Below are 14,515 nucleotides of genomic sequence, written 5' to 3'. Positions count from 1 at the left end.
AGTCATGCAAACATGCTATTCGCACATTGTATTGGGATTAGGCGCAACAGGTATTTCTGTTGTGCGCTACCTCATGTCCCAAGGTATTACCCCATTGGTGATGGATAGCCGACGAACGCCGCCTGGAAGCGAAACGCTGGCAACAGAATTTCCGGAAGTTGAGTTAATCACTGGTGGCTTTATGTGCCGCTCTTTAGTGCAGGCGCAGCAAATTATTGTTAGCCCCGGTATCCCTCTTGATACGCCGGAAATTCGTGCGGTGATAGATATGGGCATTGAAGTGATTGGCGATGTGGAGCTGTTTGCTCGCGCGGTTGCTGAAAAGTCACCTTGCGTGGTAGCGATTACTGGCTCAAACGGTAAAACCACGGTGACGACCTTGGTTTACGACATATTGAAAGCAGCCGGAAAAAAGGTGGCTGTTGGCGGCAATATTGGGATTCCAGTATTAGATTTACTGGCAAGCGATGCGGATATTTTTGTATTGGAGCTATCTAGCTTTCAGCTGGAAACCACTTTTAGCTTAAATTGTGTGGCGGCAACCTGCCTCAATATTAGTGAAGATCATATGGATAGATATCATGATCTGCATGCTTATAGAGAAGCCAAGTTACGCTTATATCCACAAAGCCGGTTTGTGATGTTTAATCGTGATGATCCACTGACATTTCCTGATGAGCCAACAAACCAAAATACCTTTGGTTTAGGTGTACCTGAAGGAGATGCTTGGGGGATTGCTGACGGCAAGATTTTCCATGGCGAAAGTGAAATCATGAATCTACATGAAGTCAGTTTAATCGGTAGCCATAATCACGCCAATTTACTTGCCGCTATGGCATTAACCGATGCCTGCGGTATTGATAAAGAGTTTATGACTGAGATTGCTAGCAACTTCAAAGGTCTTGAGCATCGTTGTGAAATGGCAGGTATTAAGCAAGGCGTTACCTATATCAATGACTCTAAGGCGACTAATATTGGTGCAACTGTAGCGGCATTAAATGGCTTAAGTGATCACTTAGGCGACTTAGTGCTGATTGCTGGCGGAGACGGTAAAGGCTCAGACTTTAAAGAGTTGACCGAGTCGCTTAATAACGTTACTCAATTAATTACCTTTGGTAAAGATGGTGCAAAAATCGCAGCTTTAAAGGCTGATAGTATTCAGGTCAGCGATCTTGCTGCAGCGGTTAATAAAGCAGTAGAGATAACATTCTCAGGCGATATCGTATTGTTGTCACCAGCTTGTGCCAGTACTGATATGTACAAAAACTTTATGGAACGCGGCAATGACTTTAAGCAATTAGTGGAGCAAATTGCCGATGGCGAGGGCTGAGCAGCAACTTAGCTTGTTCCAGCAAGTCCTCAAGCGGCCTTGGCCTAATATCTTGTCTGAGAGTAGGCCCAGTGAGCACCTGTATGACCGCAGTTTATTGGTTGCGGTAATGGGCTTGATTGCATTTGGTTTTGTGATGGTGATGTCTGCCTCAATGCCAGAAGCGCAAAAACTGACAGATAACCCGTTTCATTTTATTTATCGTCATGTGGCGTATTTAATGGGTTGTGGCGTGATTGCTTACGCTGTACTCAATATAGAGATGAAAACTTGGGAACGTTACAGCGCGTATTTGGTGCTGGCGGTGTTACTGATGCTGGTTGCAGTCTTGATTGTCGGAACCACGGTTAATGGCGCAACCCGCTGGTTAAGTGTTGGACCGGTGCGAATTCAAGTGGCTGAAATCGCAAAGTTTGTGTTTATTGTTTACATGGCGGGGTATTTAGTCCGTCGTCATGGTGAATTAAGGGAAAACAGTAGGGGCTTTATTAAGCCTATTATCGTATTTACCTTATTTGCACTACTGATTTTAGCGCAACCAGATTTAGGTACCGTAGTGGTATTGTTTGTCTGCACTGTCAGTCTGTTATTTCTGGCTGGAGCACGGATTTTAGACTTTTTAGTGTTGATGTTTTTTGGTATTGGCTCATTTATCTTTTTAGTTATTTTTGAGCCTTATCGGATGCGGCGGGTAACCTCGTTTCTGGACCCATGGGAAGATCCATTTGGTAGCGGATATCAGTTAACTCAGTCATTAATGGCTTATGGCCGTGGTGACATATTCGGTCAAGGTTTAGGTAATAGTATTCAAAAATTATCTTACCTGCCTGAAGCGCACACCGACTTTATCTTTGCCGTGATTGGTGAAGAACTAGGTTTTGTCGGTATTGTTTGTGTATTAACCGTATTGTTTTTTGTGGCATTTAGAGCCATTCGATTGGGCAATTTATGTTTGAGTATTCAACGCCCGTTTGAAAGTTATTTAGCCTATGGCATTGGTATTTGGATTTGTTTCCAAACGGTCGTTAACGTTGGCGCCAGTATCGGTATGTTACCGACTAAAGGCTTGACGTTACCTTTTATTAGTTATGGCGGCAGTAGTTTGTGGGTGATGACAGCGGCAGCGATGTTATTGATCCGCATCGACCATGAACGGCGAATAAGTTTGATTCAAGCGGTGCAAGGGAGAGTAAAGAAATGAGCCCTAATATGACCAACGCACCGAAATTATTGGTAATGGCGGGCGGTACAGGTGGACATGTGTTCCCTGCATTAGCGGTAGCCAAAGCGTTAGCAGATAAAGGTTGGCAAGTTCGTTGGTTAGGGACGGCCGACAGAATGGAGGCAAGGTTAGTGCCTCAACATGGCTTTGATATTGAGTTTATCGATATCAAAGGGGTGCGAGGCAATGGCATTATTCGAAAATTAGCCGCGCCTTTTAAAATTTTGCGTTCAATCATTCAAGCGAAAGCCTTTATTAATGAATATAAGCCCGATGTTATTTTAGGCATGGGTGGCTTTGCCAGTGGCCCTGGCGGGGTTGCGGCGAAGTTATCAGGCATTCCGCTGGTGCTACATGAGCAAAATGCCATTCCAGGGATGACAAATAAGTTGTTATCTAAGATTGCCAGCAAAGTATTGTGTGCGTTTCCCAATACATTCTTGCCCGCAGTTAAAGCGGAAGTGGTCGGTAACCCTATTCGTCAAGAGTTGCTTGAATTAGGGCAAAGCGCCAAATTTGCTGAAGATGAAGCCTTAAAAGTATTAGTGGTGGGTGGCAGTTTAGGCGCCAAAATTTTTAACGATGTTATGCCTGCTGTTGTGGCGCATATTAGCCTGCATCATTCGGTGACCGTTTGGCATCAGGTGGGCAAAGGCAATGAAGCGAAAGTAAAAGCGCTTTATCAAGATAAAGGTCAAACTGCTAGCGTTAATGTGGCTGAGTTTATCGATGATATGGAAGCAGCTTATCGCTGGGCAGATGTGGTTGTTTGCCGTTCTGGTGCATTAACCGTATCAGAGCTGGCAGCCGTAGGACGCGGCAGTATCTTGGTGCCTTATCCACATGCTGTGGATGATCACCAAACCAAAAATGCTTCAGTATTAGTTGAAGCGGGAGCGGCATTTTTATTACCGCAAACCATATTAAATGCAGATAATTTAGCTGAGAAGTTAACCCTATTTGCTGAAAACCGACAAGTTGTTTCACAGATGGCGCATCAAGCCAGAAGTGTTGCTGTACTAGATGCAACCCAACGAGTCGCGAGTATTTGTGCTGAATTAGCACGAAAGGATTGACATGACCAAGACAGAAAAGTACGCCCAATTACGCACCATGATCCCAGAAATGCGACGGATTAAGAAAATCCATTTCGTCGGTATTGGCGGTGCTGGTATGGGTGGAATTGCAGAAGTATTAGTGAATGAGGGCTACCACATCAGTGGCTCTGACATCGCTGAAAACACAGTGACACAAAGGTTAGCAAGCTTTGGCGCCAAGATCATTATTGGTCATCAGGCGCAAAGCGTGGTTGATGTGGATGTGGTGGTCGTGTCAACGGCCATTAATAACGAGAATCCAGAAATCATTGAAGCGAAGCTGCGCCGTATTCCTATTGTACGCCGTGCTGAAATGCTTGCTGAGTTAATGCGTTATCGCCATGGTGTTGCCATTGCCGGCACCCACGGTAAAACCACTACCACGAGCTTAATTGCCAGTGTTTATGGTCAAGCTGAGCGGGATCCGACATTTGTCATTGGCGGCTTATTAAACAGCGCTGGTACTAATGCGCGTTTAGGTACCAGTCGTTATTTGATTGCTGAAGCTGATGAAAGTGATGCGAGCTTTTTGCATTTGCAGCCAATGGTGAGTGTGGTTACCAATATTGAAGCTGATCATATGGATACCTATGGCGGCGATTTTGAAAAATTGAAAACAACCTTTGTCGACTTTTTACATAATCTGCCCTTTTATGGCGTTGCAGTGATGTGTATTGATGATGAAGTGATCCAAGAGATTATGCCAAGAGTTGGCCGTCAGGTAGTGACTTACGGTTTCAGTGAGCAAGCAGATGTACAGGCGCTTAACTTTAAGCAAGTGGGTCATCAAAGCCAATTTAGCGTGCGCCGTAAAAACCGTGATGATTTAGATATCGTGTTAAACCTGCCTGGTGAACACAATGTACTTAATGCACTTGCTGCTATTGCAGTGGCATCAGAAGATGAAATAGATGATGAAGCGATTGTCACAGCCCTTGCTGACTTTGAAGGCATTGGCAGACGTTTTCAGCATCTTGGCGAGTTTGACACTGCTAACGGCAAGGTGATGCTAGTTGATGATTACGGTCATCACCCAAGTGAAGTACTGGCAACCATTAAAGCTGTCAGAGCGGGCTGGCCTGATAAACGCTTAGTGATGGCTTATCAGCCCCATCGTTATAGTCGTACTCGCGATTTATATGATGACTTTGTCGAGGTGCTATCACAGGTTGATGGACTGCTATTGCTCGATGTTTATGCCGCAGGCGAAAGTGTCATTCCAGGCGCTGATGGACGCGCTTTATGTCGCTCTATTCGCTTAAGAGGCCAAGTAGAACCGATATTTGTGGCTTCACCTGAGCTATTAACCGATGTATTGCCTGACGTATTGCAAGAGGGTGATTTATTGCTAACTCAAGGTGCAGGTAATATCGGCGCCTTGTCAAAATTACTTGCTAGTAGCAATTTAGGCTTTGATAATTTAATTGATGCTAAAGATGGTGAGTGATTTTTGCACTATAAATGATTGTTAAATAGATACTTTATTACAATCGGTATGCTAGATATAATGGTGAATTGGCCAATGAAAGTGACATTGTACATTGTGGAGTTACAGTAACCGTGGCGTGGAGTGATAAAGCCCGTCAGTTGCGAGGCCATTTGAGTGAAATCAATTGGTACTTGTATACAGGGTTATTGTTTTTGCTCATGGTGTTAATGACCATTGTCTGGGCCAGTTTAAAGTTAAATACGCTGCTAAATGATGCAGATGCCTTGCCCATTGAGGCCGTAGCAATTCACGGCGAGCGTTTATATACCAGTGACGCAGATATTCAAGCGGCGCTACAGGCCTTGATGCAGAGCAGCTTTTTTAGTGCCGATGTGGTTGAAGTGCAGCACGCTTTAGAGGCTTTACCTTGGGTATATCGCGCCTCAGTCAGACGCGAATGGCCAGCTAAGTTGAAAGTGAACTTGCAAGAGCAACAAGCGGTAGCGCATTGGAATGGTAATGATTGGCTTAATGTGGACGGTGAAGCGTTTAAAGCCCAAGCCCATCCCATGATTAATGCCTTGCCCATGCTGTCAGGTCCTGAGGATATGTCAGCTGAAGTGTTAACTAGCTATCAGCAATTAGCAGATTTATTAAGTATTAATGGCTTTACCTTAGCAAGTTTAAGTTTAAGCCCACGCCATGCTTGGCATGCAACATTAGATAACGGCATTCTTCTTGAGTTAGGTCGAGAAGATAAGATGTCGAGAATACAAAGATTTATAAATGTTTACCCTGAAATAATACAAAATAAAAAGCCAATAGCGACAATTGATTTGCGCTATGACACAGGTGTCGCGGTTGGCTGGGATGATACTAAAACAGAGAGTCGACATTAATGACCAAGAATCAGGAAAGAAATCTTATCGTAGGCTTAGATATCGGTACATCTAAGGTCGCAGTTATCATTGGTGAAGTATTGCCAGATGGCGAGATAAGCGTGGTTGGTTTAGGTAATCACCCTTCTCGTGGTATGGACAAGGGCGGCGTAAATGATCTGGATTCGATTGTTAGAAGTGTACAACGTGCATTAGACCAAGCTGAATTGATGGCAGATTGCCAAGTATCATCAGTGTATTTAAGTATTTCAGGTAAACATATCGCCTGCCAAAACGAAAACGGCATGGTGTCAATTAATGACGAAGAAGTTACCCAAGAAGATGTGGACAATGTCATCCATACCGCTCGTTCGGTGAAGATCCCGACCGAGCGAAGAATTTTGCATGTGTTACCACAGGAATACTCAATTGACGTTCAAGACGGGATAAAAAGCCCAATTGGTATGTCGGGTATGCGAATGGAAGCCAAAGCGCACATCGTCACTTGCGCTAACGACATGGCGAAAAATATTACTAAGAGCGTTGAGCGCTGCGGCCTAACCGTTGATGACTTGGTGTTTGCAGGTATTGCATCAGCGGACTCAGTGCTGACCAATGATGAAAAAGATTTAGGTGTGTGTATTGTAGATATCGGTGGTGGCACCACAGATATTGCCGTTTACACCAATGGCGCACTAAGGCATTGCGCTGTGATATCAGTCGCAGGTAATCAAGTTAGTAGTGATATAGCTAAAATATTTAGAACGCCGCTGACCCATGCAGAGCAAATCAAAGTACAGTTTGCCAGTGCCAGAAGCGCTATGGTCAGTCGTGAAGATAGCATTGAAGTACCATCAGTAGGTGGCAGACCTTCCCGCAGTATGTCACGTCATACGTTAGCAGAGGTTGTCGAGCCAAGGTACCAAGAGCTATTTGAATTAGTGCTTAAAGAATTAACTGACAGTGGTTTAGAAGATCAAATTGCTGCCGGGATCGTGTTAACAGGCGGTACATCAATGATTACCGGCGCCGTGGATATTGCAGAAGCAACATTTGGCATGCCAGTAAGGGTTGCATCACCACTACCAGTTAAAGGATTAAATGAATATGTAGATCAACCTATTTACGCTACAGGAATAGGTTTGCTTCATTACGGCGCCAGACGCGTAATCGAACGTCAGTTCGAACGCCCTGAACGTCAAGGGGTTACCAGTCTTTTGAATCGGGTCAAAAGCTGGTTTAAGGGTGAATTTTAATAACGCAGACAAACGGAGATCAGACTATGTTTGAGATCATGGACACTCATAACGACGAAGCGGTGATTAAAGTCATCGGCGTCGGTGGTGGCGGCGGTAACGCAGTCGAACATATGGTAAAACACAGCATCGAAGGTGTTGAGTTTATCGTAACTAACACGGATGCTCAGGCATTACGTAAGTCAGGTGCTGGTTCAACTATTCAATTGGGGCGTGATGTCACCAAAGGTCTAGGTGCTGGAGCAAACCCTGATGTCGGTCGTCAAGCGGCAGAAGAAGACAAAGAAAACATTCGCGCAGCAATTAAAGGATCTGACATGATCTTTATTGCCGCAGGCATGGGTGGTGGTACCGGAACTGGTGCTGCCCCTGTTGTGGCTGAAATTGCCCGTGAAGAAGGCATCTTAACCGTTGCTGTAGTCACAAAGCCTTTTCCATTTGAAGGCAAAAAACGCATGTTATTTGCAGAGCAAGGTATTGCAGAGCTGGCAAAGCATGTTGATTCATTGATTACTATCCCTAACGAAAAGTTATTGAAAGTATTGGGCCGTGGTACATCACTATTAGATGCATTTGCAGCAGCTAATAACGTATTGCTAGGCGCTGTGCAGGGTATTGCGGAGTTAATTACTCGCCCAGGTTTAATCAACGTGGATTTCGCCGACGTTAAAACGGTTATGTCTGAAATGGGTAATGCCATGATGGGTACAGGCGTTGCAACTGGTGACGACCGCGCTGAAGAAGCGGCAGAAGCTGCTGTGGCCAGTCCATTACTAGAAGATATTGATCTTGCTGGCGCTCGTGGCGTATTGGTCAATATCACTGCTGGTTTAGATATCAGTATTGAAGAGCTAGAAACCGTGGGTAACCACGTTAAAGCTTATGCATCTGATAACGCAACCGTCGTAGTTGGTGCAGTAATTGATCCTGAAATGAGCGAAGAGCTGCGTGTAACCGTAGTTGCTACTGGTATCGGTGCTGAGAAAAAGCCTGATATTCAATTAGTGACAAAACCGGTTTCACGCCCAGAGCCTGCGCCAATTGAAGTTAAAGCTGAGCCAGTTGAAGAGCACGTTGCGGCGACAAATTATGTTGCGCCAACAGGTAATGCTGTGCCTGCTCAGCAACCAGTAGCACAACCGTCAGCTCGTGCAGATGGTGACTATTTAGATATCCCAGCATTTTTACGTAAACAAGCTGATTAATTACAGTTTGGTAGTAAAGTTAGAATGTTGAATGCATAAGATGTTGATAAATTGTTGCTTGTGTAAGTAGAGGCGTATTAAAAACCACTAAATGGTACTTTTTTTGTGAAAAGGCAATTTTATGGTAGTATACCGCCTCAGCTTGCTGGGTAAACTCAGTATATATAGCGCATGAATGTTTATTTTAAAGTGATTAAAACGGGTAACTGAATGATTTTTCAAAGAACTGTTCAAAAAATGGTGAAGAGTACTGGTGTCGGGCTTCATTCCGGCAACAAGGTCACTCTGTGCATTATGCCCGCACCTGTCAATACTGGTATCGTACTTCGTCGTACAGATTTAAGCCCAGCAGTGGAAATTCCTGCTAAGGCTCATCTGGTGCGTGAAACAACTATGTGTACGGCATTAGTTAATGATGAAGGTGTTCGCATTTCAACTATCGAACATTTATTTGCAGCACTTGCAGGCCTTGGCATTGATAACGCAGTTATTGAAGTTGATGCTCCTGAAATCCCGATTATGGATGGCAGTGCAAGTCCGTTTGTTTTTTTACTGCAAAGTGCAGGTATTAAAGAGCAAGCAGTCGCTAAAAAATATATCAAAATCAATAAAACTGTGCGTGTTGAAGATGGCGATAAATGGGCAGAGTTAAAGCCTTTTAAAGGCTTTAGAGTGGATTTTAAAATCGACTTTAATCACCCAGAAATCTCTCGTAGTCAACAGCATATGGTTATGGATTTTTCAACATCTGCATTTGTGAAAGATATCAGCCGTGCAAGAACATTTGGCTTTATGCGAGATATTGAATATCTTCGAGCCAATAACTTAGCGCTGGGTGGCAGCATGGAAAATGCCGTCGTGCTTGATGAATATCGTGTCCTTAACCCTGATGGTCTGCGTTATGAGGACGAATTTGTTAAGCACAAAATTCTTGATGCTTTTGGTGATTTATATGTCGCAGGGCATGCCATTGTTGGTGAGTTCTGTGCGTATAAAACGGGTCATGCTTTAAATAACCAATTGGTTAGAGCTTTATTAGCCCAACAAGAAGCGTGGGAGTTAGTCAGCTTTGAAAATGAAGTCGATGTGCCGTTAAGCTTTATGGTACCCGGCGCTGCGTCTTTCGCATAAATAGTTAAGATTGCCTATTACGGCTGGCCAATGCAGCCAGCCGTTTTAGTTTTTCACCTAGTGACCCTTCAACATGATCTGCCAAAGTTTGTAAATGTTCTGCCGCGACAGGGCTAATGGTTGCGTAATTAGTTGAGGTTTTGCTTGGTGATATTGCTAACCCTGGGTTAACTTTAACCTCTATAGCGGTAAGCATTGGAAGGGTTTCTTCCTTAAGTTGTTGCAGTAATTTGGTCTTTTGGAAATTTATTCTAGCAGCCCAAGCAGCCGATGTAGTTTCAATTACAAGAACACCCTGACGAAGATTAGCGACTTTAAGCTGTTCAACAACAGGACCTGTTAAACTCTGCTTTACGTAATTATTAAGTTGATTTAATAGTTCTGCTTTTTCAGCCAATGCCGGTAATTGTCCAGATTGATGTAGTAAGCTACTGAGATCTTGCGGGGGCTTTTTCATATGATAATAAGATGGCTGAGTTAGGCTATGAGTGTAACAGTTTTTATCCAAGGTCGAAACGGAGTAACTCGCTGGCATCCTAGCAAGCGTTGGTTACTTCTACCTATCCTATTAGTTGTAGCGGGAACCGGCATCTATCAACAAAGTGCCGATCGTTTTGCTGAGCAACAAACCAAAGTTGATGAAAATAAAAAGTTGCGCGAGCAACAAAAGCAGCAAGTCATTAGCCTCAAAAAAGCAACAGAAACCCAATTAGCCACATTGGTGACTCATGTCGCCTCTATGCAAGCAAAGATTACCCGCCTCGAAGCCCTCGGTCAGCAAGTTGCTGAAAATAATTTACTCGAAGATCAATTCGACTTTGCCACAGAAGTGGGTGTCGGAGGATTGAGTGAAATAGGCACAGGCGTGGAAATAAACCAACTGTTAAATGATATGACCCAGTTGGTATCAAGAATTGATAATAATAATGTTCAGCTGTCTCTACTTGAAACAGTGTCAACTAATCTCCATATAGATGAAGAACGTTATATATCAGGGCGGCCAATCGTAAAAGGTTGGTTATCTTCGCCCTACGGTTTACGGAATGACCCTTTTAATGGTCGTAGAACAATGCATAAAGGTATTGATTTTGCGGGCACTGAAGGCGGCGATGTTATTGCAACTGCTGCAGGTGTAGTAACGTGGTCTGGAAATATGCTTGGATATGGTGGGTTAGTCGAAATTGATCATGGAAATGGTCTTCGAACCCGCTATGGACACAACAAATCTATGTCAGTAAACCTAGGTGACGTCGTTGCCAAAGGCGATAAAATTGCCAGTATGGGAAGCACAGGCCGTTCAACTGGTCCCCACGTGCATTACGAAGTTTTGCGAAACGGACAGCAAATAGATCCAAGAAAGTTCGTCTATCGCAAAGCGAGTTAATAACATTTTCGGTTAAGTCGCTCATTTGAGCTCAACCTACAAGAGATAAGTGATTAAGATGTTAGGCAAATTACTGACAAAAGTATTCGGCAGTCGTAACGACCGTACCTTGAAAGGTTTAGGTAAAGTTGTAACTAAAATAAACGCATTAGAAGCTGAATATGAAAAGCTGACAGATGAACAACTAAAAGCAAAAACAGACGAGTTCCGTCAGCGTATTGAAAATGGTGAAACCTTAGATGCGCTTATGGCAGAAGTATTTGCCACAGTGCGTGAAGCATCTAAACGTGTTTTCGAAATGCGCCACTTCGATGTGCAATTACTCGGTGGTATGGTACTTGATAGTAACCGCATCGCTGAAATGAGAACCGGTGAAGGTAAAACCTTAACCGCAACTCTGCCAGCATATTTAAATGGTATTACCGGTAAAGGCGTCCACGTCATTACGGTGAATGATTACCTTGCACGTCGTGATGCGGAAAATAACCGTCCATTATTTGAATTCCTAGGGCTTAGCGTTGGTATTAACGTGGCAGGCCTTGGTCAAGCAGAAAAAAAACAAGCCTATAACTCTGATATTACCTACGGTACTAACAACGAGTTTGGTTTCGATTACCTGCGTGACAACATGGCGTTCTCTCCTCAAGAGCGAGTTCAACGTCCGCTGCACTACGCACTGATTGATGAAGTTGATTCGATCTTAATTGATGAAGCGCGTACACCATTGATTATCTCTGGTGCAGCAGAAAATAGCTCTGAGCTATATATCAAAGTAAACACCCTAATCCCGAACCTTATCGTTCAAGAAAAAGAAGATACCGAAGATGAGATTGGTGAAGGTGATTTCAGTATCGACGAAAAAGCCAAACAAGTTCATTTTACAGAGCGTGGCCAAGAAAAAGTTGAATTACTATTAGTTGAGCTAGGTGTGCTGAATGAAGGTGACTCACTGTATTCTGCAGCCAACATCTCATTACTACACCACGTTAACGCTGCATTAAGAGCCCATACCTTATTTGAGCGTGATGTTGATTACATTGTTCAAGACGGTGAAGTCATTATCGTTGATGAACATACTGGCCGTACCATGCCAGGTCGTCGCTGGTCAGAAGGTTTACATCAAGCTGTTGAAGCGAAAGAAGCTGTCAACATTCAAAATGAAAACCAAACATTAGCGTCAATCACATTCCAAAACTACTTCCGTCAATATGAGAAGCTAGCTGGGATGACAGGTACCGCTGATACTGAAGCATTCGAGTTCCAACACATTTATGGACTTGATACCGTCGTGGTACCAACCAATAAGCCAATGGTACGTAATGATATGCCTGATTTGGTGTATCTAACGGCCACTGAAAAGTACAACGCCATAATCGAAGACATTAAAGGTTGTCGCGAACGTGGTCAGCCTGTACTTGTGGGTACGGTATCAATCGAGCAATCTGAATTATTAGCGACCTTATTAAAGCAAGCTAAGATCCCACATTCAGTTTTGAACGCCAAGTTCCATGAAAAAGAAGCAGACATTGTTGCTCAAGCGGGTAGCGCTGGCGCCGTCACTATTGCAACTAACATGGCCGGTCGTGGTACTGATATCGTGTTGGGCGGAAACTGGAAAGTTGAAGTTGATGCATTAAAGGATCCAACTGAAGATCAAATCGCACGCATTAAAGCTGAATGGCAAGTACGTCATGATGCTGTTATTGCCTCGGGTGGTTTACACATCTTAGGCACTGAGCGTCACGAGTCTCGTCGTATCGATAATCAGCTTCGTGGTCGTTCTGGTCGTCAAGGTGATGCGGGTTCGTCACGCTTCTATCTTTCAATGGAAGATAGCTTAATGCGTATCTTCGCATCTGAAAAAGTCTCAGGCATGATGAAAAAACTGGGTATGGAAGAAGGCGAAGCCATCGAACATCCTTGGGTATCACGTGCAATTGAAAACGCCCAACGTAAAGTAGAAGCACGTAACTTCGATATTCGTAAGCAATTACTTGAATATGATGATGTCGCTAACGATCAACGCCAAGTTGTTTATTCTCAGCGTAATGAGTTAATGGACGCAGAAAGCATTGAAGATACCATTTCAAATATCGAACAAGATGTCGTTAGTGGTGTGATTGATCAATATATTCCACAGCAGTCTGTAGAAGAGTTGTGGGACGTACCAGGTCTAGAGCAGCGTCTTGCCCAAGAGTTTGGTCTGCAGCTAACCATTCAACAGTGGTTAGATAAAGAAGATGACCTTCACGAAGAAACTTTACGTGAGCGTATTGTATCGAGCTGGAGCGAAGCATATAAAGCTAAAGAACAGATGGTCGGTGAGCAAGTGCTACGTCAGTTCGAAAAAGCAGTCATGCTACAAACACTAGATGGTCTGTGGAAAGAACACTTAGCAGCAATGGATCACTTGCGCCAAGGTATTCATTTACGTGGTTACGCGCAAAAGAATCCAAAGCAAGAGTATAAGCGTGAATCGTTTGAGTTATTCCAACAAATGTTGGAGTCACTAAAACACGATGTCATCAGCGTACTGTCTAAAGTACAAGTTCAAGCACAATCAGATGTTGATGATATGGAGCAGCGTCGTCGTGACGAAGAAGCTAAGGTTCAACGTGAATATCAGCATGCAGCATCAGAATCGCTAACAGAGAATAAAGAAGCTGAAGCAGCAGCGCCAAGAACAGTGATCAGAGACGGTGAGAAAGTTGGCCGTAACGATCCTTGTCCTTGCGGCTCGGGTAAGAAGTACAAGCAGTGTCACGGTAAACTGACCTAACACACCGCAATATTTAATAATTTAAAAGGCAGCTATTTTTAGCTGCCTTTTTTGTGCCTAATAAATAGTATAAAAAACAGTCGCCTCAAGTGATTTTGTGGATAACACTGGGGGTAAAAGCTGGGTAACATGTGATTAATAAAAAAGATCGCAAAAAATGCGAAAAACTTTTAAAAAGCCCTTGCACCAAATCAGAATCTGCCTATAATGCGCATCCACTGACACGGCAAACCACGCACTAGCATGGGTTACTCGCCAAATCAGTTCACTGTAAAGTGACGCTGAAAATTGTTTTTAAATAAGTTTAAAAATGACTTGACGCGAAAAAGGAATTGCGTAGAATACGCATCCCAAGCCAACGACCTAGCGTCTAACGGCGGAGTCTGAAAAATTGATTCCACGCTCTTTAACAATTTATCAAGTAATCTGTGTGGACACTCACAGGTGTTGAGTTAATCGAAATTGCCATTCTTTCTCGTAAAGAATGTAGCAATCAAAATTATTACTCAATGTAACGATGAGTGTTCATAGCAATATGTAACAAACGTTTTAGAGATTCTTCCGAGTCTTTAAATCGAAATCAGAATTCATTGAGCCGAAACGAAGCTTTTATTTATAAGAGTGGATGTTTCAACAAAACTTTAATTGAAGAGTTTGATCATGGCTCAGATTGAACGCTGGCGGCAGGCCTAACACATGCAAGTCGAGCGGTAACAGGAATTAGCTTGCTAATTTGCTGACGAGCGGCGGACGGGTGAGTAATGCCTAGGGATCTGCCCAGTCGAGGGGGATAACAGTTGGAAA

Annotated in this window: 11 protein-coding genes and 1 rRNA gene; 11 read left to right on the top strand and 1 reads right to left on the bottom strand. The window is 43.6% G+C overall.

Features of this window, described 5'->3' with window-relative positions; genetic code table 11:
• Positions 1 to 4: 4 nt before the first annotated feature.
• From murD to lpxC, 8 genes are all read left to right on the top strand, one after another.
• Positions 5 to 1,330, top strand: a complete 1,326-nt coding sequence (murD, locus tag BM739_RS04915; protein ID WP_076537979.1) for a UDP-N-acetylmuramoyl-L-alanine--D-glutamate ligase — start codon at positions 5 to 7, stop codon at positions 1,328 to 1,330.
• Complete coding sequence (gene ftsW / locus BM739_RS04910; protein WP_076537977.1) at positions 1,317 to 2,531, top strand: cell division protein FtsW; 1,215 nt, start codon at positions 1,317 to 1,319, stop codon at positions 2,529 to 2,531. Before murD ends, ftsW begins: the two co-directional genes overlap by 14 nt.
• Positions 2,532 to 2,539: 8 nt before the next feature.
• The gene (gene murG / locus BM739_RS04905) at positions 2,540 to 3,628 is read left to right on the top strand and encodes an undecaprenyldiphospho-muramoylpentapeptide beta-N-acetylglucosaminyltransferase (protein WP_076538403.1); all 1,089 of its coding nucleotides are present in this window, start codon (positions 2,540 to 2,542) and stop codon (positions 3,626 to 3,628) included.
• 1 nt (position 3,629) lies between these two features.
• A complete protein-coding gene (murC, locus tag BM739_RS04900; protein ID WP_076537975.1) occupies positions 3,630 to 5,096 on the top strand; it encodes a UDP-N-acetylmuramate--L-alanine ligase in 1,467 nt (488 codons plus the stop codon).
• A gap of 152 nt (positions 5,097 to 5,248) precedes the next feature.
• Positions 5,249 to 5,977: a cell division protein FtsQ/DivIB gene (locus tag BM739_RS04895; protein WP_076538400.1), complete on the top strand. Its 729-nt coding sequence runs from the start codon at positions 5,249 to 5,251 to the stop codon at positions 5,975 to 5,977.
• The gene (gene ftsA / locus BM739_RS04890; protein WP_076537973.1) at positions 5,977 to 7,212 is read left to right on the top strand and encodes a cell division protein FtsA; all 1,236 of its coding nucleotides are present in this window, start codon (positions 5,977 to 5,979) and stop codon (positions 7,210 to 7,212) included. Before BM739_RS04895 ends, ftsA begins: the two co-directional genes overlap by 1 nt.
• 26 nt (positions 7,213 to 7,238) lie before the next feature.
• Positions 7,239 to 8,417: a cell division protein FtsZ gene (gene ftsZ, locus BM739_RS04885; RefSeq protein WP_076537971.1), complete on the top strand. Its 1,179-nt coding sequence runs from the start codon at positions 7,239 to 7,241 to the stop codon at positions 8,415 to 8,417.
• Positions 8,418 to 8,627: 210 nt separating this feature from the next.
• On the top strand, positions 8,628 to 9,548 hold the full coding sequence (gene lpxC, locus BM739_RS04880) for a UDP-3-O-acyl-N-acetylglucosamine deacetylase (protein ID WP_076537968.1): 921 nt from the start codon (positions 8,628 to 8,630) through the stop codon (positions 9,546 to 9,548).
• Between the two features lie 4 nt (positions 9,549 to 9,552).
• Here lpxC and BM739_RS04875 read toward each other — a convergent pair whose 3' ends face one another.
• A complete protein-coding gene (locus BM739_RS04875; RefSeq protein ID WP_076537966.1) occupies positions 9,553 to 10,005 on the bottom strand; it encodes a DUF721 domain-containing protein in 453 nt (150 codons plus the stop codon).
• Positions 10,006 to 10,032: 27 nt separating this feature from the next.
• Between BM739_RS04875 and BM739_RS04870 the strand changes: the two genes are divergently transcribed.
• The 3 genes from BM739_RS04870 to BM739_RS04860 all read left to right on the top strand — a co-directional run.
• A complete protein-coding gene (locus BM739_RS04870) occupies positions 10,033 to 10,932 on the top strand; it encodes a M23 family metallopeptidase (RefSeq protein WP_076537963.1) in 900 nt (299 codons plus the stop codon).
• Positions 10,933 to 10,990: 58 nt separating this feature from the next.
• Positions 10,991 to 13,711, top strand: a complete 2,721-nt coding sequence (secA, locus tag BM739_RS04865) for a preprotein translocase subunit SecA (RefSeq protein ID WP_076537961.1) — start codon at positions 10,991 to 10,993, stop codon at positions 13,709 to 13,711.
• Between the two features lie 642 nt (positions 13,712 to 14,353).
• A 16S ribosomal RNA gene (locus BM739_RS04860) occupies positions 14,354 to 14,515 on the top strand; the annotation flags it as partial.

This window comes from Shewanella sp. UCD-KL21, assembly GCF_001957135.1.
In the GTDB taxonomy this organism is placed as follows: Bacteria; Pseudomonadota; Gammaproteobacteria; order Enterobacterales; family Shewanellaceae; genus Shewanella.
This window is presented reverse-complemented; position numbering and strand designations above follow the sequence as displayed.

Excerpts from the sequence above, each read along its gene's own strand:
- murD (WP_076537979.1), top strand. The coding sequence starts at position 5 with ATGCAAACATGCTATTCGCACATTGTATTGGGATTAGGCGCAACAGGT.
- ftsW (WP_076537977.1), top strand. The coding sequence starts at position 1,317 with ATGGCGAGGGCTGAGCAGCAACTTAGCTTGTTCCAGCAAGTCCTCAAG.
- murG (WP_076538403.1), top strand. The coding sequence starts at position 2,540 with ATGACCAACGCACCGAAATTATTGGTAATGGCGGGCGGTACAGGTGGA.
- murC (WP_076537975.1), top strand. The coding sequence starts at position 3,630 with ATGACCAAGACAGAAAAGTACGCCCAATTACGCACCATGATCCCAGAA.
- ftsA (WP_076537973.1), top strand. The coding sequence starts at position 5,977 with ATGACCAAGAATCAGGAAAGAAATCTTATCGTAGGCTTAGATATCGGT.
- ftsZ (WP_076537971.1), top strand. The coding sequence starts at position 7,239 with ATGTTTGAGATCATGGACACTCATAACGACGAAGCGGTGATTAAAGTC.
- lpxC (WP_076537968.1), top strand. The coding sequence starts at position 8,628 with ATGATTTTTCAAAGAACTGTTCAAAAAATGGTGAAGAGTACTGGTGTC.
- BM739_RS04875 (WP_076537966.1), bottom strand. The coding sequence starts at position 10,005 with ATGAAAAAGCCCCCGCAAGATCTCAGTAGCTTACTACATCAATCTGGA.
- BM739_RS04870 (WP_076537963.1), top strand. The coding sequence starts at position 10,033 with ATGAGTGTAACAGTTTTTATCCAAGGTCGAAACGGAGTAACTCGCTGG.
- secA (WP_076537961.1), top strand. The coding sequence starts at position 10,991 with ATGTTAGGCAAATTACTGACAAAAGTATTCGGCAGTCGTAACGACCGT.